24 protein-coding genes are annotated in these 26,108 nt (G+C 71.6%); 19 read left to right on the top strand and 5 right to left on the bottom strand.

What is annotated here, in order from left to right; genetic code table 11:
• Positions 1–18: 18 nt before the first annotated feature.
• Genes LWF15_RS12115 through LWF15_RS12095 form a run of 5 tightly spaced genes read left to right on the top strand, consistent with a single transcriptional unit; the run spans position 19 to position 5,949 of the window.
• Positions 19–2,340, top strand: coding sequence for an aerobic carbon-monoxide dehydrogenase large subunit (locus tag LWF15_RS12115; RefSeq protein WP_269810049.1), 2,322 nt, complete (start codon positions 19–21; stop codon positions 2,338–2,340).
• Positions 2,340–3,206, top strand: a complete 867-nt coding sequence (locus LWF15_RS12110; protein WP_232810555.1) for an XdhC family protein — start codon at positions 2,340–2,342, stop codon at positions 3,204–3,206. Before LWF15_RS12115 ends, LWF15_RS12110 begins: the two co-directional genes overlap by 1 nt.
• Complete coding sequence (locus tag LWF15_RS12105; protein ID WP_232810554.1) at positions 3,203–4,084, top strand: AAA family ATPase; 882 nt, start codon at positions 3,203–3,205, stop codon at positions 4,082–4,084. Before LWF15_RS12110 ends, LWF15_RS12105 begins: the two co-directional genes overlap by 4 nt.
• Positions 4,081–4,740 carry an SRPBCC family protein gene (locus LWF15_RS12100; RefSeq protein WP_232810553.1) on the top strand — a complete coding sequence of 220 codons (660 nt, stop codon included), beginning with the start codon at positions 4,081–4,083 and terminating at the stop codon, positions 4,738–4,740. The genes LWF15_RS12105 and LWF15_RS12100 overlap by 4 nt, the downstream gene beginning before the upstream one ends.
• Positions 4,741–5,949 (top strand): vWA domain-containing protein, encoded by a 1,209-nt coding sequence (locus LWF15_RS12095; RefSeq protein ID WP_232810552.1) that lies wholly within the window; start codon positions 4,741–4,743, stop codon positions 5,947–5,949.
• Here LWF15_RS12095 and LWF15_RS12090 read toward each other — a convergent pair.
• Both LWF15_RS12090 and LWF15_RS12085 read right to left on the bottom strand, forming a co-directional pair.
• Entirely contained in the window at positions 5,900–6,856 is a 957-nt protein-coding gene (locus LWF15_RS12090) for a LysR family transcriptional regulator (RefSeq protein WP_232810551.1), read from the bottom strand. The genes LWF15_RS12095 and LWF15_RS12090 overlap by 50 nt on opposite strands.
• Before the next feature lie 51 nt (positions 6,857–6,907).
• Complete coding sequence (locus LWF15_RS12085; RefSeq protein ID WP_232810550.1) at positions 6,908–7,507, bottom strand: TetR/AcrR family transcriptional regulator; 600 nt, start codon at positions 7,505–7,507, stop codon at positions 6,908–6,910.
• A 60-nt stretch (positions 7,508–7,567) separates the two neighbouring features.
• Between LWF15_RS12085 and LWF15_RS12080 the strand changes: the two genes are divergently transcribed.
• Genes LWF15_RS12080 through LWF15_RS12065 form a run of 4 tightly spaced genes read left to right on the top strand, consistent with a single transcriptional unit; the run spans position 7,568 to position 11,362 of the window.
• Positions 7,568–8,488 (top strand): DMT family transporter, encoded by a 921-nt coding sequence (locus LWF15_RS12080; protein WP_232810549.1) that lies wholly within the window; start codon positions 7,568–7,570, stop codon positions 8,486–8,488.
• Entirely contained in the window at positions 8,485–9,255 is a 771-nt protein-coding gene (locus LWF15_RS12075) for a cyclase family protein (protein WP_232810548.1), read from the top strand. The genes LWF15_RS12080 and LWF15_RS12075 overlap by 4 nt, the downstream gene beginning before the upstream one ends.
• The gene (locus LWF15_RS12070; protein ID WP_232810547.1) at positions 9,255–10,910 is read left to right on the top strand and encodes a thiamine pyrophosphate-binding protein; all 1,656 of its coding nucleotides are present in this window, start codon (positions 9,255–9,257) and stop codon (positions 10,908–10,910) included. Before LWF15_RS12075 ends, LWF15_RS12070 begins: the two co-directional genes overlap by 1 nt.
• A gap of 23 nt (positions 10,911–10,933) precedes the next feature.
• Complete coding sequence (locus LWF15_RS12065; RefSeq protein WP_232810546.1) at positions 10,934–11,362, top strand: hypothetical protein; 429 nt, start codon at positions 10,934–10,936, stop codon at positions 11,360–11,362.
• Between the two features lie 31 nt (positions 11,363–11,393).
• Here the strand turns inward: LWF15_RS12065 and LWF15_RS12060 are convergent, their stop codons facing one another.
• Positions 11,394–12,014 (bottom strand): TetR/AcrR family transcriptional regulator, encoded by a 621-nt coding sequence (locus tag LWF15_RS12060; protein WP_232810545.1) that lies wholly within the window; start codon positions 12,012–12,014, stop codon positions 11,394–11,396.
• 101 nt (positions 12,015–12,115) lie between these two features.
• Here LWF15_RS12060 and LWF15_RS12055 point away from each other — a divergent pair, with 101 nt between their 5' ends.
• Both LWF15_RS12055 and LWF15_RS12050 read left to right on the top strand, forming a co-directional pair.
• Complete coding sequence (locus LWF15_RS12055) at positions 12,116–12,895, top strand: SDR family NAD(P)-dependent oxidoreductase (RefSeq protein WP_408623109.1); 780 nt, start codon at positions 12,116–12,118, stop codon at positions 12,893–12,895.
• A gap of 3 nt (positions 12,896–12,898) precedes the next feature.
• Positions 12,899–13,309 carry a nitroreductase/quinone reductase family protein gene (locus tag LWF15_RS12050; protein ID WP_232810543.1) on the top strand — a complete coding sequence of 137 codons (411 nt, stop codon included), beginning with the start codon at positions 12,899–12,901 and terminating at the stop codon, positions 13,307–13,309.
• Here the strand turns inward: LWF15_RS12050 and LWF15_RS12045 are convergent.
• Positions 13,296–13,661, bottom strand: a complete 366-nt coding sequence (locus LWF15_RS12045; protein ID WP_232810542.1) for a winged helix-turn-helix transcriptional regulator — start codon at positions 13,659–13,661, stop codon at positions 13,296–13,298. The two genes, LWF15_RS12050 and LWF15_RS12045, sit on opposite strands and share 14 nt — an antisense overlap.
• A 101-nt stretch (positions 13,662–13,762) precedes the next feature.
• On the opposite strand from LWF15_RS12045, the gene LWF15_RS12040 reads away from it, so the two are divergent.
• The 6 genes from LWF15_RS12040 (at position 13,763) to LWF15_RS12015 (ending at position 23,770) form a co-directional block, all read left to right on the top strand.
• Positions 13,763–14,755 (top strand): zinc-binding alcohol dehydrogenase family protein, encoded by a 993-nt coding sequence (locus LWF15_RS12040; RefSeq protein ID WP_232810541.1) that lies wholly within the window; start codon positions 13,763–13,765, stop codon positions 14,753–14,755.
• A gap of 136 nt (positions 14,756–14,891) precedes the next feature.
• Positions 14,892–15,446 (top strand): hypothetical protein, encoded by a 555-nt coding sequence (locus LWF15_RS12035; RefSeq protein WP_232810540.1) that lies wholly within the window; start codon positions 14,892–14,894, stop codon positions 15,444–15,446.
• Positions 15,443–16,000 carry a hypothetical protein gene (locus LWF15_RS12030; protein ID WP_232810539.1) on the top strand — a complete coding sequence of 186 codons (558 nt, stop codon included), beginning with the start codon at positions 15,443–15,445 and terminating at the stop codon, positions 15,998–16,000. The genes LWF15_RS12035 and LWF15_RS12030 overlap by 4 nt, the downstream gene beginning before the upstream one ends.
• A 118-nt stretch (positions 16,001–16,118) precedes the next feature.
• A complete protein-coding gene (locus LWF15_RS12025) occupies positions 16,119–21,599 on the top strand; it encodes an ATP-binding protein (protein WP_232810538.1) in 5,481 nt (1,826 codons plus the stop codon).
• A 156-nt stretch (positions 21,600–21,755) separates the two neighbouring features.
• Positions 21,756–22,979, top strand: coding sequence for an MFS transporter (locus LWF15_RS12020; RefSeq protein WP_232810537.1), 1,224 nt, complete (start codon positions 21,756–21,758; stop codon positions 22,977–22,979).
• 71 nt (positions 22,980–23,050) lie between these two features.
• Complete coding sequence (locus LWF15_RS12015) at positions 23,051–23,770, top strand: carbonic anhydrase (RefSeq protein WP_232810536.1); 720 nt, start codon at positions 23,051–23,053, stop codon at positions 23,768–23,770.
• Here LWF15_RS12015 and LWF15_RS12010 read toward each other — a convergent pair.
• Positions 23,754–24,386, bottom strand: a complete 633-nt coding sequence (locus LWF15_RS12010; RefSeq protein WP_232810535.1) for an NADPH-dependent F420 reductase — start codon at positions 24,384–24,386, stop codon at positions 23,754–23,756. The two genes, LWF15_RS12015 and LWF15_RS12010, sit on opposite strands and share 17 nt — an antisense overlap.
• Positions 24,387–24,449: 63 nt before the next feature.
• On the opposite strand from LWF15_RS12010, the gene LWF15_RS12005 reads away from it, so the two are divergent.
• Together LWF15_RS12005 and LWF15_RS12000 are read left to right on the top strand one after the other, a co-directional pair.
• Positions 24,450–24,815 (top strand): winged helix-turn-helix transcriptional regulator, encoded by a 366-nt coding sequence (locus LWF15_RS12005; protein WP_232810534.1) that lies wholly within the window; start codon positions 24,450–24,452, stop codon positions 24,813–24,815.
• Positions 24,816–25,029: 214 nt separating this feature from the next.
• Entirely contained in the window at positions 25,030–26,103 is a 1,074-nt protein-coding gene (locus LWF15_RS12000; protein WP_232810533.1) for a glycosyltransferase, read from the top strand.
• Positions 26,104–26,108 lie beyond the last annotated feature (5 nt).

Below are 26,108 nucleotides of genomic sequence, written 5' to 3'. Positions count from 1 at the left end.
CCGGTCGGGCACGGCCGGATGCTGCGCAAGGAGGACCCGCGGTTCGTGCGCGGGCGCGGGCGCTACTGCGACGACGTGCAACTGCCGGGCATGCTGCACCTGGCCATCCTGCGCTCGCCGGTGGCGCACGCGCGGATCGTCAGCATCGACACCACCGCCGCCGAGGCCATGCCCCGGGTCAAGGCCGTGGTCACCGGGGCCGCGCTGGCCGAGAAGGGCCTGGCCTGGATGCCGACCCTCTCCAGCGACGTGCAGGCGGTGCTGGCCACCGACAAGGTGCGCTTCCAGGGGCAGGAGGTGGCGTTCGTGGTGGCCGAGGACCACTACGCCGCCCGCGACGCCCTGGAACTGATCGACGTCGAGTACGACATCCTCGACCCGGTGGTGGACGTGCGCACCGCCCTGGCGCCCGACGCCCCGGTGATCCGCACCGACCTCGAGGGCAAGACGAACAACCACTGCTTCGACTGGGAGACCGGCGACCGACAGGCGACTGAGGACGCCTTCGAGCGCGCCGACGTGGTGGTCACCGAGGACATGGTCTACCCCCGGGTGCACCCGGCGCCGATGGAGACCTGCGGCGCGGTGGCCGACTACGACCGGATCGACGGCAAGCTCACGCTCTGGTCGACCACCCAGGCCCCGCACGCCCACCGCACGCTCTACGCCATCGTCGCGGGCCTGCCCGAGCACAAGATCCGGGTGATCTCCCCCGACATCGGCGGCGGCTTCGGCAACAAGGTGCCGATCTACCCCGGCTACGTCTGCGCGATCGTCGCCTCGATCGTCACCGGCAAGCCGGTGAAGTGGATGGAGGACCGCTCGGAGAACCTGATCAGCACCGGCTTCGCCCGCGACTACGTGATGCGCGGCGAGATCGCGGCCACCCGCGAGGGGAAGATCCTGGCGATCCGCACCCACGTGCTGGCCGACCACGGCGCCTTCAACGGCACCGCCGCCCCGGTGAAGTACCCGGCCGGCTTCTTCGGGGTGTTCACCGGCAGCTACGACATCGAGGCGGCCTACTGCTCGATGACCGCCGTGTACACCAACAAGGCACCGGGCGGGGTGGCCTACGCCTGCTCGTTCCGGATCACCGAGGCGGTGTACCTGGTCGAGCGGATGGTCGACTGCCTGGCCTACGACCTGAAGATCGACCCGGTGGAGCTACGGCTGCGGAACCTGTTGCGGCCCGAGCAGTTCCCCTACACGAGCAAGACCGGCTGGGTGTACGACTCGGGCAACTACGAGCCCACCCTGCGCGAGGCCCTGCGGATCGCCGGCTACGAGGAGCTGCGCCGCGAGCAGGCGGCCAAGCGCGAGCGCGGTGAGCTGATGGGCATCGGCGTGGCCTTCTTCACCGAGGCAGTGGGGGCCGGCCCGCGCAAGGACATGGACATCCTGGGCCTGGGCATGGCCGACGGGTGCGAACTGCGGGTGCACCCGACCGGCAAGGCGGTGGTGCGGCTCTCGGTGCAGTCCCAGGGCCAGGGCCACGAGACCACGTTCGCCCAGATCGTGGCCGAGGAGATCGGCATCCCGCCGGACGACATCGACGTGGTGCACGGCGACACCGACAACACCCCGTTCGGGCTGGGCACCTACGGCAGCCGCTCCACCCCGGTCTCCGGGGCGGCGGCCGCCCTGGTGGCCCGCAAGGTGCGGGACAAGGCCCGGATCATCGCCTCCGGCATGCTCGAGGTCTCGGTGGCCGACCTGGACTGGGTGAAGGGCTCGTTCCAGGTCAAGGGCGACCCGGGCAAGTCGGTCACGATCCAGGAGATCGCGATGCGCGCCCACGGGGCCGGTGACCTGCCCGACGGGCTGGAGGGTGGCCTGGAGGCGCAGATCTGCTACAACCCGTCCAATCTCACCTACCCGCACGGCGCCTACATCTGCGTGGTCGACATCGACCCGGGTACCGCCGTGGTCAAGGTGCGCCGGTTCGTGGCGGTGGACGACTGCGGCACCCGGATCAACCCGATGATCATCGAGGGGCAGGTGCACGGCGGCCTGACCGACGGCGTGGGCATGGCCCTGATGGAGATGATCAGCTTCGACGAGGACGGCAACTGCCTGGGCGGTTCGCTGATGGACTACCTGATCCCGACCGCGCTCGAGACCCCGGACTGGGAGACCGGTTTCACCGTGACCCCGTCGCCGCACCACCCGATCGGCGCCAAGGGGGTGGGTGAGTCGGCCACCGTCGGCTCGCCCCCGGCCATCGTCAACGCCGTGGTGGACGCGCTGAAGCCGTTCGGGGTGCGGCACGCCGACATGCCGCTGACGCCGTCCCGGGTGTGGGAGACCATGCAGGGCAACCACACCCCACCGATCTGATGTCGGTCACCGAGAGGGTCGAGGAGCTGACCCGGCAGCGCGTGCCGTTCGTGCGCGCCACCGTGGTGCGGGCCCAGGTGCCCTCCTCGGCCCGGGCCGGCGACGAGGCGATCGTGCTGCTGGACGGCTCGATCGAGGGTTTCGTGGGCGGCCAGTGCGCGGAGAGCTCGGTCCGGACGGCCGCTTTGGGGACGCTCGCGGCCGGGGAGACGTTGTTGCTGCGGGTCCTGCCCGAGGAGGTCGGGTTCCCGGAAACCCCTGGCGCGCAGGTGGTGGTGAACCCGTGTCTGTCCGGTGGGGCTCTGGAGATCTTCCTGCGGCCGGTGCTGCCGCCCCCGCTGGTCGAGGTGGTCGGCACCACGCCGGTGGCCGAGGCGGTGGTCCGGATCGGCGAGCTGCTCGGCTACAGCATGAGCGGGTCCGGCGCGGCCCGGCCCGACGCGGTGGTGATCGCCTCGCACGGCCGCGACGACGAGGCCGCAGTGATCCGCTCGGCCCTGGACACCGGGGTGGCTCATGTGGCGCTGGTCGCCAGCCGCCGGCGCGGTGAGGCGGTGCTGGACGAACTGGGGCTCGACCCGGAACAGCGCAAGCGGGTGAGCACACCGGCGGGCCTGTGGATCGGGGCCCGGACGGCGCCGGAGGTGGCCCTGTCGATCATGGCCGAGGTGGTGGCGGCCGTGCGCCTCACTCCGCAGGCGGCCGAGAACCCGACCACGGCGGTGGATCCGATCTGCGGCATGGAGGTGACGCCCGGACCGTCGGCCCTGTACCTGGATCTCGACGGGGTCCGGACCTGGTTCTGCGGCGAGGGTTGCCGGGTGCGTTTCCAGGCTGAGCACGCGGCCCGGGCCCAGACCGGATGAGCTCACCGTTCCGCGACGCCGAGCACGTCCGGCAGGCCCTCGACCAGCACGACCACCTGATCGACGAGGGCCTGGCCACCGCGCTGTACCTGGCGCTGGCCCTGGAACGGCCGATCCTGCTGGAAGGTGAGCCGGGGGTGGGCAAGACGGCCACCGCACAGGCTCTGGCCCGGGCCCTGGACACGGTGCTGATCCGGCTGCAGTGCTACGAGGGCCTGACCTCCGGTGAGGCCCTTTACGAGTGGAACTACCAGCGTCAGCTGCTGGCGGTCCGGCTGGCCGAGGCCTCGGGCCAGAAGATCGGCGAGGCCGACCTGTTCTCGGCCCAGTTCCTGCTGGAAAGGCCGGTGCTGCAGGCGGTGCGGCACTCCGGTCCCACTCCCCCGGTGCTGCTGATCGACGAGATCGACCGGGCCGACGACGAGTTCGAGGCCATGCTGTTCGAGTTCCTCGGCGAGGGCGCGGTCACCGTGCCGGAACTGGGCACGTTCACCGCCGCCCGCCGACCGGTGGTCGTGCTCACCTCCAATCGCAGCCGGGAACTGCACGACGCCCTGCGCCGGCGCTGCCTGTACCACTGGATCGCCTTCCCCACCCCGGAGCGCGCCGCTGAGATCCTGCGCCGCCGCGTGCCTTCCGCCACGCAGCCGCTGATCGGTTCGGTCAGCCGGTTCGTGGCCGGGGTGCGAGGGCTGGACCTGGACAAGGCCCCGGGCCTGGCCGAGTCGATCGACTGGCTCGCCGCCCTGAGCGCGCTGGGCGCGGCCGACCTGGTGCGCGAGGACGTGATCCGGACCCTGGGCGCGCTGGCCAAGACCCCGGACGACACCGCCGTCGTGATCGGCGCCCTGGACCCGCTGCTGGAGGTAACCCCGTGAGGATCGACAACGAGTTCACCGTCGCGACCACCGTGGACGAGGCCTGGCGGGTGCTCACCGACCTGGCCGGCATCGCCCCCTGCATGCCCGGGGCCCGGCTCACCGGGGTGGAGGGTGACGTCTACTCCGGCCGGGTCAAGGTCAAGGTGGGCCCGGTGATCAGCGAGTACGCCGGCACCGCACGGTTCGTGGAGAAGGACGACACGGCCTACCGGGCGGTGATCGACGCCAAGGGCCGCGACTCCCGGGGTGCGGGCAACGCCGCCGCCACCATCCACGCCGGTCTGCGCCCCGACCCCGAGGACGGCGGCCGCACCATCGTCACGGTCGGCACCGATCTGAGCATCAGCGGCAAGATCGCCCAGTTCGGCAGCGGCATGATCAAGGACGTCTCCACCCGGCTGCTCGGGCAGTTCGCCGAGAACCTGGAGGCCAAGCTGCGGGCGGAGGAGGAGACCCGGGCCGTCGTCCCCGAACCGAACCCGGCCGAGACACCGGCCGAGACCAGCTCGCCGCAACCGGTCGTCGCCGCGACCGAGGACGAGACGCTCGACCTGCTCAGCCTGGCCGGCACCTCGATCCGCCGCCGCGCGGTGGCCGCCGGGGCCGCAGCTGCGACGGTCATCGCCATCATCGTCTACTTCGCGGTGAAGTGAATGCTGCGCGGCGTCGACACCGCCGCCTTCGTGGTCTCGCTGGCCACCCGGTTGCGTTCCGCGGGCGCCTCGGTCGGGATGACCGCAATTGAGGACGCGGGTCGCGCCCTGGTTCTCGCACCGCCCCTTTCGCGTTCACACCTGTACTGGACGACCCGGACCACCCTGATCCGCCGGCACGACGACCTGGCCGTGTTCGACCGGGTGTTCGCGGCCGTCTTCGACGACGCCGTCCTGCCCGTGACTCCCCCGGCCCGGCGCTCCGCCTCGGGCACCAACCAGGCCGTGCCGAGCTCGCCGGAGACCTCAGGTTCCGAGACCGACTCCGGGTTGCCCTGGGCCACCCTGCCTCCGGTGGTGGCCGAGGCCGAGGACTCCGAAAGCCCGCTCCAGATACCGCATCGGCTGCCCAGCCACCTCGCCGAGCGCGCCACCCAGCCGTTCGAACAACTCAGCGAGAACGACCTGCGCCAGCTCGGCGCCTGGCTGGAGAACACGATCGCCCAGTGGCCGACCCGCCGTTCCCGCCGCGTGTCCCCACGACCGGACGGACGGCAGATCACGCTGCGCCACACCATGATCCGGGCCCGCCGCACAGCCTGGGAACCGGTGGAACTGGTGCGCGTGAAGCCGCGGACCAAGCCCCGGCGGGTGGTGATGCTGTGCGATGTCAGCGGTTCCATGCAGGCCCCCTCGGTGGCCTATCTGCACCTGATGCGGGCCCTCGTTCTGCGAACCGACGCCGAAGCGTTCGCCTTCGCCACCTCACTCACCCGGCTCACGAACGTCCTCAAACAGGGGTCTGTCACCGACGCCTGGTCGCGGGCCGAGACCACCGTGACCGACCGCTTCGGCGGCACCCGGATCACAGCGAATCTGCAGGCTCTGCTCGGTTCTCATCACGGCGGGCTGCTGCGCGGGGCCGTGGTGCTCCTGGCCAGCGACGGCTGGGACAGCGATCCTGCGCAGCAGATGAGCGCCGTGATGGCCCGGCTGCGACGGCGTGCGCATCGGGTGATCTGGATCAATCCCCGCGCTGAGGCAACGGGTTTCGAGCCCAAGGTGGCCACCATGGCCGCTGCCCTGCCGCACTGCCATGCTCTGCTGCCGGCCGGTTCGTTCGCCTCGCTGGCCCGGGTGCTTACCGAGATCCCGCAGATCAGCTCCAGAGGGTCACATGGATCGAGGGCCGGAAGCGCCCGGCCGTGACCCCGGTCCCGCGCAGCATCGCCTGGGCCGCGCGGGGGGTGCTCACGAACCGGGTCAGCTCGGCCGCCTCCGGCACCGAACCCGCGCCGGTCAGCGACATCGCCGCCCAGGTGCCGTTGCCGGGGGTGACCGGCGGGCCGAGGCGCACCAGATCTCCCCGGGCGATGTCCTGGCCGACCGCGAAGGCCGGCGCCAGCGTCACGCCCTTGCCCCGCTTCACCTCTTCCAACGCGGCGGCGTGACTCTGGAAGATCTGCTGCTGCTGTTCCGGCACCCGTAAGCGCCGCAGCAGCCCCGGGACCACGCCGATGGCGCCGATCGCCGAAGGGCCGAGCAGCCAGGTCTGCTCGCGCAACCGGCCCGGGCCGGGCCGCAGTTCGCCGAGCGGGTGCTGCGCACCGACCACCACGGCGACCTGGAAGTTCAGGAACGGCTGACGGCAGATCGCCTCGTCCAGCGCCGGCGGCTGCGGGCCGATGGCCACGTCGGCGGCGCGGGTCAGCAGCATCTCGCCGAACTCGTGGGGGCTGCACACGCCGAGCTCGACGTCCAGGTCCTTGGCCCGCCCGGCGAAGAGTTCCAGCAGGCCCGGCGCCGCGTACTCGGCGAACAGGCTGGAGGCCGCCACCCGCAGGAACCGCCGCCCCCGGCCGGCCCGGCTGACCTCGAGCACGGTGCGGTCCTGCAGGCCGAGCAGTTCGGCCGAGCGACTGGCGAGACGGAGTCCGCCGGGAGTGAAGGCCAGACCGGCCGCGGTCGGGGTGAACAGCCGGTCACCCAGCTCCCGGCGCAGCTGGCCGACGTGCGCGGACACGGCGGCCTCACTCACCCCGAGATCGGCGGCCGCCTTCTTCACCGAGCCCAGCCGGACGATGGCGGTGAAGGCGCGCAGTTGCGTTGGCGTCACGACTGGGCATCTCCCCGGCGAGTCCCCCGTTTGGCTCAGTCACGGTATCCCTCAAGTGCCTGCGGCCAAAGCGACACCGACCGCTCGGCGCGCTTGGTCCAGCGCCGCATCGTCACCACCGGCATTCAGCACCACCAGAGTGCCCTCGTACACCAGATGCACGTGCCCGCCCACCGCCGGATCGCCGGTCAGGTCGTCGAAGAGGGCGCGCATCCACGCCTTCTCCGCCCGGATCACCGGCACCGCGGGATGCTCGTCGGCACCCAGCTCGGCGTAGGCGTTCACGAAGGCGCACCCCCGACGTTGGGTGCCCAGCCACGTCTCCAGTGCCTCGAACACCGCCAGCACCTGCTGCTCGCGCGGCGCCGAGCGGTCGAGGAAGGTCTGCAGGTGCTCGCGCCAGCGCTGGGCGCGTCGCCGCAGGTACAGCGCGACCAGGGCGTCTTTCGAGCCGAACCGGTCGTACAGCGTCTTCTTGGTGGTGCCCGCGGTCTCGGCGATCAGATCGACACCGACCGCCCGCACCCCACGCTCGTAGAACAGCTGCGCCGCGGCCTCCAGCAGACGGGTTCCGGCACTGGTCAGAGGCGGTAGCGGCTGCAGCACGGCCCGCAGGGGCTCGGGAGTGCGCTCGTCGAGCTCGGTGATCATCGGTCTCCTCGCGGTCCGGGTGCACTGCGAGTATACCGACCGGTGTGGTTACCTGAGGGGATGCCGAACCGACAATGGACGATCGCGAGCCCCCAGGTTCGCGGGCTCGCCTTGGTCGTGGTGTGGAGTTCGGGATTCGTCGGGGCCGAGCTCGGCGCCCGCCACGCCGGCCCGGACACCCTCCTGGCCTGGCGCTTCCTGGCCACGGCGGTGCTTCTGCTGCCCTGGCTCCGGCCCGCCCTGGCGCATCTGGACCGGCGCGGCCGGATCCACCAGGGCGTGCTGGCCCTGCTCTCCCAGTGCCTCTATCTGGGCGGCACCTACTGGGCCGCGGCCGCCGGGGTTCCCGCGGGCACCTCGGCCCTGATCGCCTCGCTCCAGCCCGCGCTGGTGATCTTCCTGAGCTCGCGCCGCCTCAGGCCCCGCCACCTGGCCGGACTCGCCCTGGGCACCGGCGGAGTGATGCTGACGGCGGTCGGGGACCTGCGCGCCGGAGTCACCATCGCCGCACTCGTCCTGCCGCTCGCCGCCATGCTGTCGCTCACCGCCGGAACGATGCTGCAGGAGCGCCGCCCCTCCCCGCCACTGATGCAGACGCTGGCCGTGCAGGCCCTGATCTCCGCGGCCTTCTTCACCGTGTACACCGCCGCCGCAGGCAACCTGGCCCCGCCCATGACCGCCGGCTTCTGGGCCGCCGTGGCCTGGGGCACCGCGGCGGGGATCGGCAGCTACGGCCTGTACTACCTGATCACCTCGCGCGACGGCGCGAGCCGGGCCAGCACCCTGCTCTACCTGACCCCGGCCACCACCGCGCTGTGGGCGGCGCCGATGTTCGGTCAGCCGATCCGTGGGCTCACCGTGCTCGGGCTGCTGATCAGCGCCTCGGCGGTGTTCCTGCTGCGGGATGCCGCAGTTCGTCCCGGTAATCCCGGCGCGTCGTCCCCGGCCGGGCCCGGGGCAGCGGCCAAGATCCCGCTATGACTGCCATCGCCGGCCTGCTGGCCGCTCTGTCCTCGGGCGAGGTCGAGATCATCGACGTCACCGCGCCGCTGTCGCCGCAGACGCCGATCCTGCAGTTGCCGCCGCCGTTCGCGAACACCATCCCGCTGTCGCTGGAGAAGGTCAGCGACTTCGACGACGACGGGCCGTTCTGGGGCTGGAACAACATCCACACCGGTGAGCACACCGGCACCCACCTGGACGCCCCGGTGCACTGGGCCAGCGGCCGCGACGGCAAGTCGGTCGACCAGATCGCCCCGGCCCGGCTGATCGGCCCGGTGGTGGTCGTCGACTTCACCGCCGAGGCCGAGGCCGACGCGGACTTCCTGCTCGAACCCGCCCACCTCGACGCGTACGTGGCCGAGCACGGGCCGCTGCCCGAGGGCGCCTGGCTGCTGCTGCGCACCGGCTGGAGCAGCCGCGGCGGCGACCCGGCGGCCTTCGCCAACGCCGACGAGAGCGGCGCGCACTGGCCCGGGGTCTCGGTGGCCGGGGCCGAATGGCTGGCCCGCTCGAGCATCTCCGGCTTCGGGGTGGAGACGGTGGGCATCGACGCCGGCCAGGCCGGGGGTATGGAGCCTGCCTTCCCGGTGCACTACCACCTGCTCGGCGCCGACAAGTACGGCCTGACCCAGTTGCAGAACCTCGACCGCCTGCCCCGCACCGGTGCCCTGCTGGTGGTGGCACCCCTGCCGATCGTCGGTGGTACCGGTTCTCCGGCACGCGCTTTCGCCATCGTTCCGAAGTGATGGACTCAGTAGCTGAGCTGATCGCCGAGGTCCTCGCGGACCTCGGCGTCGGCCACGCCTTCGGGGTGGTCGGCAGCGGGAACTTCCAGATCACCAATGGTTTGAGGACGCGTGGGGTCGGGTTCGTGGCGGCCCGTCACGAGGGCGGGGCGGCGTCGATGGCGGACGGGTACGCGCGCCTTTCGGGGCGGCCGGCGGTTCTGTCGGTGCATCAGGGATGTGGGCTGACCAACGCGATCACCGGGATCGGCGAGGCGGCCAAGAGCCGCACGCCGCTCATCGTGCTGGCCGCCGACACCGCGGGATCGGCGGTGCGCTCGAACTTCCGCATCGATCAGGACGCCTTGGCCGTCAGCGTGGGAGCGGTGGCCGAGCGGGTGCATTCGGCGGCCAGCGCGGTCGCCGACGTCACCCGGGCCTACCGCACCGCCGTCGAGGGCCGCCGCACCGTGGTACTCAGCCTGCCCCTCGACGTGCAGGCCCAGCCCGCTCCCCCGTACCAACGCCTCAGCGACCCAGCTCAGCCTGAGCCCCTTCCGTCTGTGCCGCCGTTCCCGGTGCGCCCGGCCCAGGAAGCCGTCGCCGCGCTGGCCGCCCTGCTGGCCTCGGCCCAGCGTCCGGTCTTCGTCGCCGGCCGCGGCGCCCGCTCGGCCGGGCTCGAAATATCTTCCCTGGCCGCCCGTTCCGGCGCCCTGCTCGCCACCTCGGCCGTGGCCAACGGCCTGTTCCGCCACGACGAGTTCGACCTCGGCATCTCCGGCGGCTTCTCCACCCCGCTCACCGCCGACCTGATCGAGGGCGCCGACCTGATCGTGGGCTGGGGTTGCGCGCTGAACATGTGGACGATGCGTCACGGCTCCCTGATCGGCGAGGACGCCGTCGTGGTCCAGGTCGACGACGACCACTCCGCTCTGGGGGCGCACCGCCCGATCAGCCTGGGCGTACTCGGCGACTGCGCCGCCACCGCGCGCGACGTGAGCGAGGCGCTCCCGACCACCAAACCGGGCTATCGGACGTCCACAGTTTCGCAAAAACTGGCCCAGAGCCGGTGGTGGAACGACACCCCCACCCCCGACCTCTCCAGCGACACCCGGATCGACCCCCGGGTGCTCAGTGCGGCCCTGGACGACCTGCTGCCCACCGAGCGGATGGTCTCCATCGACTCGGGCAACTTCATGGGCTACCCCGCCGCCTACCTGAGAGTGCCCGACGAGAAAGGCTTCTGCTTCACCCAGGCCTTCCAGTCGGTGGGCCTGGGGCTGGCCAGCGGCCTCGGTGCGGCCCTGGCCCAGCCGTCCCGCCTGGCCGTGGTCGCCACCGGGGACGGCGGCTTCCTGATGGGCATCTCCGAGCTGGAGACCGCCGTCCGCCTCGGGATTCCCCTCGTGGTGGTGATTTACGACGACGCCGCCTACGGCGCCGAGGTGCACCACTTCGGCCCGGACGCAGACCTCGGCGCCGTGACCTTCCCCGACACCGACCTGGCCGCGATGGCAACCGGATTCGGGGCCAAGGGGGTGACCGTGCGCAGCCTGGACGACCTCGCCGAGGTCAAGGACTGGCTGAGCACCCCTCAGGGGGTGCTGGTGATCGACGCGAAGATCGCCGACGACGGCGGCGCCTGGTGGCTGGCCGAGGCCTTCCGCGGACACTGAGCCTTTCGACTGGAGTAATCGTCTTGACCGAGAACCCGACCATGCACCCGCTGATCGGTGAATGGCGCACCCGGGGCGAGATCTTCGCCGAGGACGGCCGCACCGTGGAGTCCGAGCTCGAGGGCAGCGACGTCTACGAGTGGCTCGGCCCCACTGTGGTGCACCACGTCGACGTGATGGTCGGTGGCACCCACACCCGCGCCCTGGAGGTCTTCGAGCCCTTCGACCCCGAACGCGGTGTCTTCCCCACCCGGGCCTACGACGACCAAGGTGGCGCCGAGGACGCCACCGCCACCGTGCACGACGGGGTGTGGACGTTCGTGGCCGGTGACGCCGAAGCCACCCTGACCGTGGCCGGCGACGGCGCCTCGATGCAGGCCGAGTGGACCGCGCCGGGCCCGGACGACGAGCGCCGGCTCTGGATGCGACTGCACTTCACCCGGCGCGCCTGAAGCCGCCTGAAGCAGAGGCAGGCAGGCCCGGTCAGCGTGAGTACCGGGCCCGCATCATCTGCACCGCCTCCAGCACGACCTGGTCCATGGCCTGTTCTTCGGGGGCCCAGTGGCCGAGGAGGAGGCGCGGCCAGAACACGTAGTTGGAGATCATGCCCAGGAACTGGGTGGCGGCCAGCTCCGCGTCGTCCAGCAGCACCGTGCCGGCCTCCCGCTCGGCCTCCAGATAGGCGCGGACCGAGGTGAAGTAGGGCATTTTGCCCAGGCTGAACTGGGTCTCGCCGAGTTCGGGGAAGCGCGGCAGTTCCGCGATGACGATGCGGAACAGGTCGGCCATGCCCGGACGGGTCAGCAGCGCCACGTAGCGCCGCCCGATGAGGGTGAGGCCGGCGTCCAGGTCACCGGCCGGCGGCGGTGCGGGCTCGTCCCCGTCCGTGTCCCACGACGCGGCGACGATGGCCTCGAAAAGCGCCGCCTTGGTGGGGAACTGCTTGAACAACGTCGCCTTGGACACCCCGGCCGCCTCGGCGATCCGGGCCAGCGAGGTGCGGTCGTAGCCCGCCTGGAGGAAGAGCTGGGTGGCCGCCTGCAGGATGGCCTCGCGTTTCTGCCCGGCGACCCGCTGGTGGTAGGCGGAGGGTTCGGTGGTCACCGGCCCAGCCTAGCGAGGTGAGTCACTTGACTCACCTCTACCCGGCCCGTACCTTCTTCCCCGAGGCGAGTCACTCGACTCACCATCGTCAGGAGGACACCATGGGACGCTTCGACAACCACATCGTGCTGGTCACCGGTGGGACCGGCGGCCAGGGCAGCAACCACGTCCGGGCCTTCCACGCCGAGGGCGCCACCGTCGCGATCGGCGACATCGCCGGCGAACGGGGCGAGGCGCTGGCCGCCGAGCTGGGCGAGCGGGCCTTCGCGGTCCGGCTGGACGTGACCGACGAGCAGTCGTGGCAGGCCGCGATCGCCGAGACCGAACGGCGGGCCGGCCCGCTGAGCATCCTGGTGAACAACGCCGGCGTGCAGAACCCGGCCGCCCCGATCGAGGCCACCGACCGCGCCACCTGGGAGCGGATCCTGCAGATCAACCTGACCGGCACGTTCCTGGGCATCAAGGCGGCCGCGCCGTCGCTGCGCCGGGGCGGGGGCGGCGTGGTCGTGAACATCGCCTCCACCTCCGGGGTCGGCGGCACCGCCTTCTACGCGCCCTACGTGGCCAGCAAGTGGGCGGTGCGGGGGCTGACCAAGACGGCAGCCCTGGAGCTGGGGCGCGACAACATCCGGGTGAACGCCATCCACCCGGGCGTCATCGCCACCCCGTTCATCACCGAGCCGGCCGCGGGCGCCGACGCCCCGATCGCCGACTTCTACTCGCCCGAGCCCTACGCCGTGCCGCGTCTGGGCACCCCGCAGGACATCACCGGCCTGCTGCTCTTCCTGGCCTCGGACGAGGCGTCGTTCGTCACCGGCTCGGAGTTCGTGGCCGACGGCGGGCTGCTGCTCGGCCCGGCCCTCAAGCACGAAGCGGCCTGAGACATGGGCCCGGCCGTCCGGGCGGCGCTGGAGATCACCCCCGCCGCAGGCACTTACGAGCGAATCGTGGACATCACCACCGTCGGGCGCCGCACCGGGCGGCCGCGACGGATCGAGATCTTCTTCTACCGCTGCGCCGGCCGGGTCTACCTGTGCAGCGGGTCGTCGGGCCGGCCGGTCAGCTGGTACGCCAATTTGCTGGCCGAACCGCATTTCACCTTCCACCTGAAACACGGTGTGCAGGAAGACCTTCCGGCTACGGCGAGCCCGGTGACCGACCCCGTCGAACGACGGGCGGTCCTGGCCGAGATCGTCGCCGACCTCAACCAGCCGCACAACCCGGGCACGATCAGCCAGCCCACCCGGCTGGAGGACTGGCTGGACAGCCGGCTGATGCTGGTCACCTTCGGCTGAGTTCGTGGTCGAGGGCGCCCTCGGCCCAGGTGCGCAGGGCAGCCAGCGGCACGGCGGCCGAGTGGCCCAGGTCGGTCAGTGTGTACTCGACCCGGGGCGGTACCTCGGCGAACACCTCACGGTCGATCAGGGCGGCCTCTTCGAGCCGGCGCAGGGTGGCGGTGAGCACCTTCGAGCTCACCCCGTTCAGCCGGGAGCGCAGTTCGCCGAAGCGCATCGGGCCCGGCTCGAGCGCGCCGATCACCAGGGCCGACCACTTGTTGGCGATCAGGTCGAGCAGATCGCGGCAGGGGCAGTCGGGATTGAACACGTCATGCGGGCCGTGCAGGCCGGTGGAGCAGGCCGTGACCATCTGACCTCCATTGCTTCCCAAAGGTTACTTGTCTCCCTTGAGGGTAACCGCAGGTCCGGGGTTAGCGTCGCCGACGTCGGAACGAGACGGGAGCGAAGATCATGGGCATCAGGTCCTGGCAGGCAGTGGGCGGTACTGACAAGAGCTTCACCGAGGTCGAGCGGGAGGTTCCCGAGCTGCGGCCGCGGGACGTGCTGGTCCGGGTGAAGGCGGTGTCGGTCAACCCGGTGGACACGAAGGTGCACGCGGGTCTGGCCCCGGGCCGTACCCGGCAGCTGGGGTGGGACGCCGCCGGGGTGGTGGAGGCGGTGGGATCCCAGGCGCAGTCGTTCCGGGTCGGCGACGAGGTCTTCTACGCCGGGGACATCTCGCGCGACGGCACCAACGCCGAACTGCACGCGGTGGACGAGCGCATCGTCGGCCGGCGGCCCAGCACCCTGTCGTGGGAAGAGTCGGCGGCGCTGCCGCTGACCGCGATCACCGCCTGGGAGACGATGTTCGACCAGCTGAAGATGACACCCGAGGACAAGGGGCACTTCCTGGTGCTGGGGGCCGCGGGCGGGGTCGGCAGCATCCTGACCCAGCTGGTGAAGACGCTGACGCCGGGCGTGGAGGTGATCGCGGCCGCGGGACGGGGCGAGTCCCGTGACTGGGCCCGGCAGATGGGGGCCGACCACGTGATCGGCCGGGACAACCTGGTCGAGGACGTGCGGGCGTTCGTCCCCGAGGGCGTCGGCCGGGTGTTCTCCCCGTACACCCGGGGCAACATCCCGACCTACGCCGAGCTGGTGCGCACGTTCGGTCAGGTGGTGGCCATCGACGAGCCCGAGGGCCAGGACAGCCTGCCGCTGAAGGCGAAGGCGGCGTCGCTGCACTGGGAGCTGATGTTCGCGCGGGTGCTGAACCAGGCCTCCGACCTGGCCGAGCAGGGGCGTCTGCTCACGCAGGTGGCCGAGCTGGCCGACGCGGGGCGGATCCGTTCCACCCTCACCCAGAGCTTCGACGGCCCGGCGGAAGCGGCACTGCAGCGGGCCCACGCGGTGGTGGCCTCGGGCGGGGCGATCGGGAAGGTCGCCGTGCGGCTGCCCGAGTGATGCGCGGGACCCGAGGGATCTGAGGGGCCTGAGCCAGGCGCCCGGCGGCGTGGCTGGCGGCGAACCCAGCGGTAGGTGGGAGGGTTCCGGAAGCACCTGCCCAGCAATGACCTTCGCCGTCCGCACCGGGAGGACCATGTCTGTCACCCAGGATCTCTCCCGGCGCCGCGCCCTGGTGGGGATGGCCGGAGCAGCCGGGGCGGCCGGACTGGCTGGGATGGCGATCACCAACGCCACCCCAGCCACCGCCCGGCCGGCGCCGACGCGCCGGTGGCCCACCCCCGTCCGTTCGTGGGTGTTCACCGAATCCACCTACTACCAGGGCTTTCGCGCTGCCCAACTGCACCGGCTGGCCGGACGGGGTGGCCGTTTCTACACGATGAACGCCGGTGAAGCGGCCTATTCGCTGCGGTACAAGGACTATCGGGACGAGTCGGGCACCAGGCCGCTCTGGGTGATTCCGGTGACCGATCCGGAGCAGGCGCCGGACGGATCTGCCCAGCTGCTGCGGCTGTGGCATCCCCGGCGGCAGACCCAGATGCGCACCCACAGCGCCGAGGCGGCCGAGTACGCGGTGCAGCAGTTGGGTTACCGGCTGGAGGCGGAGTACCCGGCGCCGTACGTGTTCACCGCGAAGGTCGATCCCGAGGCCGTGCCCTACCAGTTCGAGCGCCTGTGGCGACCGGCGTGAGCGGGCGGGTCCCCCGCCGTGGTCTGCTGGGTCTGCCCGGCCTGCAGACGCGTGCCCGCGGCCGGGCCGACCACTTCTACACCACCAACCTCGCCGAGAAGCGGGCCGCGATGGCGCGCGGCTACCGGGACGAGACCGGGACCACCGCGCCGATGTACGTGTTCGACCGCGGGTTGCTGCACGCCGGCATCCGGGCCGTGCCACTGCACCGGCTGTACAGCGCCGAGCGCCAGGATCACCTGTACACCACCGACGAGGCCGAGGTGCGCCGCTCGATCCGGGGCCTGGGCTACACCGACGAACTGCGGCTGGACTCGCTGTGGGTGTTCCCGGGCGGTGACACCCCCGACAGCACCCGGCTGTTCCGGTTGTGGCACCCCCACCTGACCGACCACTTCTACACGACGAGCGAGGCAGAGGCTGATCACGCGGTGCAGCGGCTGGGCTACCGGCGGCGGCCCTTCCATCCCTTGCCGGAACCCGATGTACTGAAGATGCCGGCGCTGGCCGAGGGCATCACCGCGGTGCGGCTGCATCGCCTCTACCGTCCGTGACTTTGTAGGTTTCTTACAAAGGGTGGCTCAGGGTCCACCCTGTGGCGTACATGGCGCGCGGCCCTCGACCCGGCGAGAGTAGGACGCTGGATCTAGTGGTGTCTGGGAGGCTCAGCCGGTGTTCAAACGTGTCGCAGTCGTCAACCGCGGAGAGGCCGCGATGCGGCTCATCCATGCCGTCCGCGATCTGGCCGCCGAGAGCGGGGCGCGGATCGAGACGGTCGCGCTGTACACCGACGCCGACCGCAACGCCACGTTCGTGCGTGAGGCCGACATCGCGTACAACCTCGGCCCGGCCTCGGCCCGCCCCTACCTCGACCTGGCGGTCCTGGAGAAGGCCCTGACCGCCACCGGCGCCGACGCGGCCTGGGTCGGCTGGGGCTTCGTGGCCGAGGACCCGGCGTTCGCCGAGCTGTGCGAGAAGATCGGCGTGACCTTCGTCGGCCCGAGCGCCGAGGCGATGCGCCGGCTCGGCGACAAGATCGGCGCGAAGCTGATCGCCGAGGAGGTCGGCGTGCCGGTGGCCCCCTGGAGCGGGGGTGCGCTGGAGTCGCTGGAGCACGCGCTGGCCACCGGCGAGCAGCTGGGCTACCCGCTGATGCTGAAGGCGACCGCCGGTGGTGGCGGGCGCGGCATCCGCAAGGTGACCAACGGCGAGGAGCTGACCGAGGCCTACCAGCGCACCAGCGACGAGGCGCTGCGGGCCTTCGGCTCCGGCGTGCTGTTCCTGGAGAGCCTGGTCACCGGCGCCCGGCACGTCGAGGTGCAGGTCATCGCCGACGGGCAGGGCACCGCCTGGGCCCTGGGCGTGCGCGACTGCTCGGTGCAGCGGCGCAACCAGAAGGTGATCGAGGAGTCGGCCTCGGCCGTCCTCTCCGCCGCCCAGACGGCCGAGCTCAAGGCCAGCGCCGAGCGCCTGGCGGTCAAGGTCGGCTACCGCGGCGCCTGCACGGTCGAGTTCCTCTACCAGCCCGCCGAGAAGCTGTTCGCCTTCCTCGAGGTGAACACCCGGCTGCAGGTCGAGCACCCGATCACCGAGATCACCACCGGCACCGACCTGGTCCGCCTGCAGCTGCACGTGGCCGAGGGCGGCCGGCTGGAGGGTGAGCCGCCGGCCGAGATCGGTCACGCCGTGGAGGCCCGGCTCAACGCCGAGGACCCGGACCGCGACTTCGCCCCCTCCCCCGGCCGGATCGCCCGGCTGCTGCTGCCGGCCGGCCCGGGTATCCGGGTCGACACCGGGGTCAGCGAGGGTGACACCATCCCGGCCGACTTCGACTCGATGATCGCCAAGATCATCGCCCACGGCCGCGACCGCGAGCAGGCCCTGGCCCGGCTGCGCCGGGCGATGTCCGAGACGGTCGTGATCATCGAGGGCGGCGCCACCAACAAGAGTTTCGTGCTCGACCTGCTCGACCAGCCCGAGGTGATCGACGCCAGCGCCGACACCGGCTGGATCGACCGGGTCCGGGCCGAGGGCCGGCTGGTCGCCCAGCGGCACTCCTCGGTGGCCCTCGCCGCCGCCGCGATCGAGGCCTACCAGGACGAGGAGGAGGTCAGCCGGCAGCGTCTGCTCGAGACCGCGCACGGCGGCCGCCCGCAGGTGCAGCACGACTCCGGGCGCCCGCTGGACCTGAAGCTGCGCGGGGTCGGCTACCGGGTGAGCGTGGCCCGGGCCGGGGCCGACCGGTTCCGGGTGGGCATCAGCTCGGCCGGCACCGACGTGCACCCGGCCGAGGTCACGGTCGAGCGCTTCGACCGGCACAGCAGCCGGATGGTGGTCAACGGCCGGCGGTTCCGGCTGGTCACCGCCACCCACGGGCCGATCCACCTGGTCGAGGTCGACGGCGTCACCCACCGGATCAGCCTGGACGAGGGCGGCGTGGTCCGCTCCCCCGCCCCGGCCCTGGTGGTGGCCACCCCGGTCGCGGTCGGCGACGAGGTCGACTCCGGCGCCCCGATCCTGGTGCTCGAGAGCATGAAGATGGAGACGGTGCTGCGGGCGCCGTTCCGGGCCCGGGTGCGCGAGTGCCCGGTGTCGGTGGGCAGCCAGGTCGAGACGGGTGCGCCGCTGATGCGGCTGGAGCCGCTGTCCGACGGCGACGCCGAGGCGGCCGAGGCGCAGAGCGCGGTGGCCGAGATCGACCTGCCGTCCGAGCCCGACGGCGTCTCCGCCGCCGACCGGGCCGAGCGCGCCCTGCAGGACCTGCGCAGCCTGCTGCTGGGCTACGACGTCACCCCGGTCGAGGGCAGCGCCGCGCTGAAGCAGTACCTGGCCGCCCGCGGTGAGCTCACCGACCGGCCCCTGCCCGGTGAGGTCGGCCTGCTCACGGTGTTCGCCGACCTGTCCGAGCTGAGCCGCAACCGGCCGCAGACCGGGCTCGAGGTGGAACCGGGTAGCCAGGTCCACAGCCCGCGCGAGTACCTGCACACCTACCTGCAGAGCCTGGACGTGGAGCGGGCCGGGGTGAGCCCGGTGTTCCAGGCCCGGCTGACCCAGGTGCTGGGCTACTACGGGGTCTCCGACCTCGAGCGCACCCCCGAGCTCGAGGCCGCCGTCTTCCGGATCTTCCTGGCGCAGCAGCGCCTCTCGTCGGCCGGCGCGGTGATCACCGGGCTGCTGCGCGAGTGGCTGGCCGGCACGGCCCCGCACAACGGGCTGGGCGAGCGGGCCGGCACGGCCCTGCGCCACCTGGTCGAGGCCACCCAGGTACGCTTCCCGGCCATCTCCGACCTGGCCCGGGGCGTGGTGTTCCGCTGGTTCACCCAGCCCCTGTTCCGCCGCAACCGCGCCACCGTCTACGCGGCCGTCAGCGAGGACCTGCGTTACCTCGACCGGCTGCCCGACGCCCCCGACCGGCCCGAGCGCATCCAGGCCATGGTCGCCGGCCCGGAGCCGCTGGTGCGCCTGATCGGCCAGCGGATCGGCCGCGAGAGCGTCGACCACAGCGCCCTGCTCGAGGTGCTGACCCGGCGCTACTACGGCAACCGCGGCCTGGTCGGCGCGGTGCGCCCGCAGGAGGCGGGCGGCATCCGCTTCGTCACCGCCGAGCACACCGGCCCCGAGCGTCGTTCCCAGGTGGTCACCACCGTGGCCGACCTCGTCACCCTGCCCGACGCGCTGGCCGGGGTGAGTGCGCTGGCCGCCGACGTCAGCGAGCGCGGCCTGGTCGCCGACCTGTACGTGGCCTGGGACGACCTGCCCGAGACGGACGCCGTCGCCGAGCGTCTGAGCGGGCTGATCGCGGCCCGGGCGATGCCCGCCGCGGTGCGCCGGATCACCGTGACCATCGCCGGCACGGCCGGTGCGGTGATGCACCACCACTTCACCTTCCGGCCGGACGAGACCGGCACCCTGGTGGAGGACCGGCTGATCCGCGGCCTGCACCCGCAGATCGCTCAGCGCCTGCAGCTGCAGCGGCTGCGCGAGTTCCACCTCACCCGGCTGCCCTCGGCCGACGAGGAGATCTACCTGTACAAGGCGGTCGCCCGCAGCAACCCGGCCGACGAGCGGCTCTTCGTGATGGGCCAGGTCCGCGACCTGACTCCGCAGCGGGAGGCCGACGGCCGGCTGATCGCCCTGCCGAACGTGGAGACCGCGATCATCAACGCGGTCGACGCCATCCGGGCCGCGCAGGCCCAGTCGCCGGCCAACCGGCGCCTGGCCACCAACCGGATCATGATGTACGTCTGGCCGGTCACCGACCTGACCGACCCCGAGCTGGGCATGCTGGTCAAGCGGGTGCTGCCGGCCGTGGTCGGGGCGGGCCTGGAAGAGGTCCGCTTCATCGCCCGGCGCCGCAACGAGGCCGGTGAGCTGGCCGACATCGAGGTGCGCATCCTGCCCGCCCCGGGCGGCCGGGGCGCCGAACTGGAGGTCGGGGAGCCCTCGACCGAGCCGGTGCAGCCGCTGGACGACTACCGCCAGAAGGTGCTGCGCGCCGCCGCCCGCGGCAACGTCTACCCCTACGAGCTCACCGGCATGCTCGGTGACTTCACCGAGCACGACCTGGAAGAGGGCAGGCTCGTCCCGGTCGAGCGGGCGCCCGGCAACAACAGCGCCGGGATCGTCGCCGGCGTGGTCACCACGGTCACCGCCCGGCACCCGCAGGGCGTGACCCGGGTGGTGCTGCTCGGCGACCCGACCAAGGCGCTGGGCTCGCTGTCCGAGCCGGAGTGCGCCCGGGTGATCGCGGCGATCGACCTGGCCGAGTCGATGCGGGTGCCGCTGGAGTGGTACTCGCTCTCGGCCGGGGCCAAGATCTCGATGTCCTCGGGCAGCGAGAACCTGGACTGGGTGGCCGCCGCGCTCAAGCGGATCGTGCAGTTCACCCAGGCCGGCGGTGAGATCAACATCGTGGTGGCCGGGATCAACGTGGGCGCCCAGCCGTACTGGAACGCCGAGGCGACCATGCTGATGCACACCAAGGGCATCCTGGTGATGACGCCCGACTCGGCCATGGTGCTCACCGGCAAGCAGGCGCTGGACTTCTCCGGCGGTGTCTCGGCCGAGGACAACTTCGGCATCGGCGGCTACGACCGGGTGATGGGCCCCAACGGCCAGGCCCAGTACTGGGCGCCCGACCTGGCCGGCGCCCGGGACATCCTGATGGCGCACTACGACCACGCCTACATCGCCCCCGGCGAGACGTCGCCGCGGCCGGTGCCGACCACCGACCCGGCCGATCGCGACATCCGCTCCTACCCGCACCCGCTGGGCGAGGAGTTCACCACGGTCGGCGAGATCTTCTCGGCGGAGCACAACCCCGACCGCAAGAAGCCGTTCGACATCCGCACGGTGATGCGGGCCCTGTCCGACCAGGACCACCCGGTGCTGGAGCGCTGGGCGGGCATGGCCGACGCCGACACCTCGGTGGTGCAGGACGTGCACATCGGCGGGCGCCCGGTCTGCCTGGTCGGGATCGAGTCGCGCACCGTGGCCCGGCGCGGGTTCCCGCCCACCGACGGCCCCGACACCTACACTGCGGGAACGCTTTTCCCGCAGTCGTCGAAGAAGACGGCGCGGGCGATCAACGCCGCCTCGGGCAACCGCCCGCTGGTGGTGCTGGCCAACCTCTCCGGCTTCGACGGCTCCCCCGAGTCGATGCGCCGCCTGCAGCTGGAGTACGGCGCCGAGATCGGCCGGGCGATCGTCAACTTCGAGGGCCCGATCATCTTCACCGTGATCTCCCGTTACCACGGTGGTGCTTTCGTGGTCTTCTCGAAGCGGCTGAACCCGAACATGACGGTGCTGGCACTGGAGGGCTCGTTCGCCTCGGTGCTCGGTGGTGCCCCGGCCGCCGCGGTGGTCTTCACCGGTGAGGTCAACAAGCGCACCACGAACGACCCGCGGGTCAGCGAACTGCAGGCGCAGTTGCTGGCGGCGGGAGCGGGCGACCGGGCGGCGGTGAACGCCCGCCTGGCTGAGGTGCAGGCCTCCGTGCGGGCCGAGAAGCTCGGTGAGGTGGCCGCCGAGTTCGACCGGGTGCACAGCATCCGGCGTGCGGTTGAGGTCGGCTCGGTCGACGCGATCATCAGTGCCGAGGAAATGCGCCCGCGGATCATCGAGGCCATCGAGAACGGCCTGCGCACCCAGTAGATCCGGATCGGAACCGAGGACGCCGTGGGAGACCAGGTCTCGCACGGCGTCCTTTGGTTCTAGGTTGGCTTCTGTGAACGACGAGGAGATCCGGGAGATCGAGGAGCGGTGCGCCTCGGCCACCCCCGGCCCGTGGTTCGTGAACGAGCCCGGCCGGTGAGTTCGAGGACGGCGCTGACCCGGTACCTGATCGCGGCCACCCTGGCCCGCAGCGCCGACGCGGGCGCCCCGGTCGGGTTCGTGCTGCTGGCCGGGACGGTTCCCGGGCTCGATCGCCCGGAACTGGTGGGCGCACTGCTGGTCACCTGTCTGATGCTGCCGCACCTGCTGGGGCCGCTGGCCGGTCGTCGGCTGGACCGCTCACGTGACGGAAGACGGCTGATCGCGGCGGTCTGCGTCGGGTACGCGGTGCTGATCGGGGCAGCCACGCTCACCCTGGGGCATGCGCCGCTGGCGCTGGTGCTCGGACTGGCCGCCCTCGCCGGTGCCGGCGGGCCGTTGCTCACCGGCGGCCTGAGCAGTCGGCTGGCCGCACTCTCCCCACCCGACGAGCACGCTCAGCGCCGCGCCCAGGGTCTGGATTCACTCAGTTACGGCATTGGGGGAACTGGCGGCACCGCATTGGTGGCCTCGCTGGCCGCGCTGACCGGCCCTAGGGTGGCATTGCTGGCCTTGGCCTTCACCACGCTGGTCGCGGCGGCCCTGATCCGTGGTCTTCCACCGGGCGAGAAGGCGGTTCCGGCTGATCTGGTGCTGCCGTTGCGTAGTGCCCTGGGCCTGTTCACGGCGCCCGGGCCGCTGCGTCGGGTGATGGGCACCATGCTGGTCGTCGCCTTCCCCAACGGAGCGGTCGCGGTCATCGCGGTGGCCCTGGCCGACGACCTCGACGTCTCGGCCGGCACCGCGGGCCTGCTGACAGCCGTGTTCGGCCTGGGGTATCTGATCGGCTCGCTAATCCTGATCGCCTGGCCCCTGCCGGGCGAACCCGAGCGCAGTGTGGCGGTCACGGTGGCAGTGGTGAGCATCTTCTTCGCCTGCTGCGCCGTGGCTCCGAACTACGTCGTGGCGTCGGTCGCCTTCTTCCTGCTGGGGGCCTCGAACGCGCCTTACTTCACGGCCACCCTGGCTGCCCGGTCCCGCTACTCCCCACCCGGAGCGCGTGCCCAGGTGTTCGTGACCATGGCCGCGCTCAAGGTCGGCTCCTCGGCAGCGGGCTCGGCGGCGGCGGGCGTGGCCATCGGCCTCGGGCCCCGCCCTCTCCTGGCCGCCGGAGCAGCGATGATCCTGGCCGCCGCGATCGGGATGACCCTTGAACGTCGCTATCACCGACCGGTCGTGACCCCCGACAGCGGAGCGTGTTTCGACATGACGAAGAAGTAGTTGGGTCTGGCAACCAGATAGGAGTGAGGCGTATGGTGCGGACGTTTCCCTGATTCGGAGAAAGAGCGGATATGTCTGTTCTCGCCTCGTCCCGTCGTTCCCTTCTCGTCTCCGGTGGTGCAGCCGCGCTGGGCCTGCTCGGCGCCGGTTCCGCGGCCGCCGCCACGAGCACCCCCACCGCCGAACCCGTCCCGGCCACCCCCGAGGCAGCGCTCCGGCGGCTGCTCAAGGGCAACCGCCGGTTCGTCACCGGGCACGCCCGGCACCCCGACCAGTCGCTGGCCCACCTGCACGAACTGGCCGCCGGGCAGCATCCTTTCGTCACCACCATCGGCTGCGCCGACTCCCGGGTCTCCCCCGAGATCCTGTTCGACGAGGGTCTGGGTGACGTCTTCGACAACCGGGTGGCCGGCAACATCGTCGACGACCTGCTGCTGGGCAGCACCGAGTTCGCGGTCGAGGAGTTCGGCACCCCGCTGATCCTGGTGCTCGGGCACGAGCGCTGCGGCGCGATCACCGCCACGGTCGACGCCCTGGAGTCGGGCGGCACCCCGGCCGGGCACATCGGCACCATCGTCGACGCGCTGCGCCCGGTGATCGAGCCGCTGCTGGGCTCCTCGGACGACAAGGCCAAGGTGGTCGAGGCCGGCGTGGTGGCCAACGTGCGGGCGCAGGTCCGGCAGCTCACCGAGCGCAGCCCGCTGATCGCCGAGCACGTGGCCAAGGGTGAGGTCAGGGTGGTCGGCGCCCGCTACGACCTGGACAACGGCCGGGTCACGCTCCTCGACTGACCTGCGGCACCGAAGGCACGGCACTGCGCGGATCGAAACCGCCTGCCACCAGGGCGAAGACGAGGCCCGCGGCCTCTTCCAGCTGCCGAGCCCGGCTCAGCGGCCCAAGGTTCGCGGGCACCCCGCCCGCGTCGCGGACCAAGGTGCCCACCACGTCCATTGTTTGATCGTTGTCGCCACACATCGCCACGGTGACGTGCCCCTCGCCGGGGTGCCACTGGGACGCGGGGAAGAAGGTGAACGCCTTCACCACGTGCGCCCCCGGCGCCAGACGCGCGATCTCCTGCGCCGCGGAGTGCCCGTCACGTACCAGCACCGTGCCGTCGCTGTACCTGACCGGGTTGACCGGATCGATCAGCACCTGGCCGGCCAGGCCGGCGCCCACCGTGGCGAGCACATCAGCCACCGCATCCCAGGGGACGGCCAGAAGCACTGCGTCCCGGCCCTTTGCGGCCTGCAATAGATCACCACCACTGACCCGCGCACCCAACGAAGCGGCCAACGCCGCAGCCTTTTCAGGGGAGCGGCCACCGAGCATCACATCGTGCCCACTCTGCGCCCACACGTCGGCCAGAGCGCGCGCCAGGGTGCCCGTTCCCAGAATCCCGATTCTCATGTCCTCGACGCTAGAGAGCTGATACGCACCGATCGGTGCGTAGGCGAATGCCACGATGAGAGCATGCGCGAAGAGCACTGTGACCAGTTCGTCGCCGACTGCCGCCTGCGGGCCGCGACCGAACTCTTCGCTCACACCTGGGACGTGGTCGTGATGGCAGCGCTGCGGGACGGGCCGATGCGCCGCCGGGAGCTACGTGCCCGCATCGGCGCGATCAGCGACAAGGTGCTCACCGAGACGTTGCAGCGCCTCAGCGGCCACGGACTGGTGGCCCGGGAGCCGGGGGCGGGCCTACGGATCGACTACCGGCTCACCGCACTGGGGGCGAGTCTGCTGGAGGGGCCGCTGCGGGCGCTGGGTGCGTGGATGGCCGAGCACGGCGACGAACTGCTGCACGCCCAGGAACCGGTGCGCGAGGAGAAGCCGTAGCCTGCCCCGTGGCAGGCACCGGAAGCTGAGGCTCAGTCGTCACTGCAGCCACTGGTAACTCTCCGCTACCCGCCCTGCCCGTCTCTGAGGGCACTTCACCAGGACAAACGGACGAGGGGGTCACTCCAACGGGCGGGTCCGGAGAACCGGCGATACGTTCCGTCGCGAAGGTAAGGTCCAGCGTGGGCCCGGCCAGAACGTGAGAGGCGTACCGGTGAGAGTTGCTCTGCTGGCCCACCTGCACCACCCGATCGCCTCGCCGTTCGTCGGCGGGCTGGAGATGCACACCTCGATGGTGGCCGACGAGCTGGTCGAACGCGGGCACGACGTGACGCTCTTCGCCCGCGAGAGCAGCTCGACCCGGGCCCGGCTGCAGCCCATCCTCGGTGAGGACGCGGCCCGCTCACCGATGTGGGAGGGGCACACCCGCGACCTGGTGGTGGACGAGGCGATCGCCCGGGCGGTCACCGCCGTCCAGGCCGGCGACTTCGACGTGGTGCTGAACAACAGCCTCAACCCGCTGCCCTACACCGAGCTGACCGAGCAGCCCATGCTGACCGTGCTGCACACACCCCCGCTCGCGCGGATCAATGCCGTGATCGAGTCGCCCGCCTGGCGGCCGGGTCCCCGGCACGCGTTCGTCGCCGTGTCCCGCTTCACCGCCCGCGCCTGGCGTTCCCGGCTGCCCGAGGTCGACACCGTGCCCAACGGCATCTACCTCGACCACTGGCACACCGGCGCCCCGCGCAACCCGGACCTGGCGGTCTGGTCGGCCCGGATCACCCCCGAGAAGGGGCTGCACGAGGCCATCGACGCCGCCCGCCTGGCCGGGATGCGGATGGAGTTCAGCGGCGCCATCGGCGACCAGGCCTACTGGGAGAACGAGATCCGGCCCCGGCTGGGCCCGGACGTGCTCTACCGCGGCCACCTCGACCACCGTGACCTCGCCGGTCTGATCGGCCGGGCCTCGGTCTTCCTGGCCACCCCGCTCTGGGACGAGCCGTTCGGCCTGGCCATGGTCGAGGCGATGGCCTGTGGCACGCCGGTCGCGGCCTTCCCCAACGGCGCCTGCCGCGAAGTGGTCCTGCCGGGTGGTGGAGTGGTCGCCGCCAACACCTCGCCGATCGCCCTGGCCTGGGCGATCGAGCGCGCCCGGCTGCTCGACAACGCCCAGGTGCACGCCCACGCCCAGCGCTACGACACCAAGGCCATGATGAACCGCTACGAAGACCTGCTGGTGCATCTGGCCGGTCTGCCCGCATCACTTCCCGAAGTGCTCTCAGCCTGAGGCGG

The organism is Kineosporia rhizophila, assembly GCF_021277265.1.
In the GTDB taxonomy this organism is placed as follows: Bacteria; Actinomycetota; Actinomycetes; order Actinomycetales; family Kineosporiaceae; genus Kineosporia; species Kineosporia rhizophila.
Note: the sequence above shows the minus strand (reverse complement) of the source record. Positions and strands in the feature narration are given on the sequence as shown.

Excerpts from the sequence above, each read along its gene's own strand:
- LWF15_RS12070 (WP_232810547.1), top strand. The coding sequence starts at position 9,255 with ATGGACTCAGTAGCTGAGCTGATCGCCGAGGTCCTCGCGGACCTCGGC.
- LWF15_RS12075 (WP_232810548.1), top strand. The coding sequence starts at position 8,485 with ATGACTGCCATCGCCGGCCTGCTGGCCGCTCTGTCCTCGGGCGAGGTC.
- LWF15_RS12110 (WP_232810555.1), top strand. The coding sequence starts at position 2,340 with ATGTCGGTCACCGAGAGGGTCGAGGAGCTGACCCGGCAGCGCGTGCCG.
- LWF15_RS12005 (WP_232810534.1), top strand. The coding sequence starts at position 24,450 with ATGCGCGAAGAGCACTGTGACCAGTTCGTCGCCGACTGCCGCCTGCGG.
- LWF15_RS12010 (WP_232810535.1), bottom strand. The coding sequence starts at position 24,386 with ATGAGAATCGGGATTCTGGGAACGGGCACCCTGGCGCGCGCTCTGGCC.
- LWF15_RS12105 (WP_232810554.1), top strand. The coding sequence starts at position 3,203 with ATGAGCTCACCGTTCCGCGACGCCGAGCACGTCCGGCAGGCCCTCGAC.
- LWF15_RS12055 (WP_408623109.1), top strand. The coding sequence starts at position 12,116 with ATGGGACGCTTCGACAACCACATCGTGCTGGTCACCGGTGGGACCGGC.
- LWF15_RS12045 (WP_232810542.1), bottom strand. The coding sequence starts at position 13,661 with ATGGTCACGGCCTGCTCCACCGGCCTGCACGGCCCGCATGACGTGTTC.
- LWF15_RS12085 (WP_232810550.1), bottom strand. The coding sequence starts at position 7,507 with ATGATCACCGAGCTCGACGAGCGCACTCCCGAGCCCCTGCGGGCCGTG.
- LWF15_RS12015 (WP_232810536.1), top strand. The coding sequence starts at position 23,051 with ATGTCTGTTCTCGCCTCGTCCCGTCGTTCCCTTCTCGTCTCCGGTGGT.
- LWF15_RS12035 (WP_232810540.1), top strand. The coding sequence starts at position 14,892 with ATGTCTGTCACCCAGGATCTCTCCCGGCGCCGCGCCCTGGTGGGGATG.
- LWF15_RS12050 (WP_232810543.1), top strand. The coding sequence starts at position 12,899 with ATGGGCCCGGCCGTCCGGGCGGCGCTGGAGATCACCCCCGCCGCAGGC.
- LWF15_RS12040 (WP_232810541.1), top strand. The coding sequence starts at position 13,763 with ATGGGCATCAGGTCCTGGCAGGCAGTGGGCGGTACTGACAAGAGCTTC.
- LWF15_RS12115 (WP_269810049.1), top strand. The coding sequence starts at position 19 with ATGCTGCGCAAGGAGGACCCGCGGTTCGTGCGCGGGCGCGGGCGCTAC.
- LWF15_RS12095 (WP_232810552.1), top strand. The coding sequence starts at position 4,741 with ATGCTGCGCGGCGTCGACACCGCCGCCTTCGTGGTCTCGCTGGCCACC.
- LWF15_RS12080 (WP_232810549.1), top strand. The coding sequence starts at position 7,568 with ATGCCGAACCGACAATGGACGATCGCGAGCCCCCAGGTTCGCGGGCTC.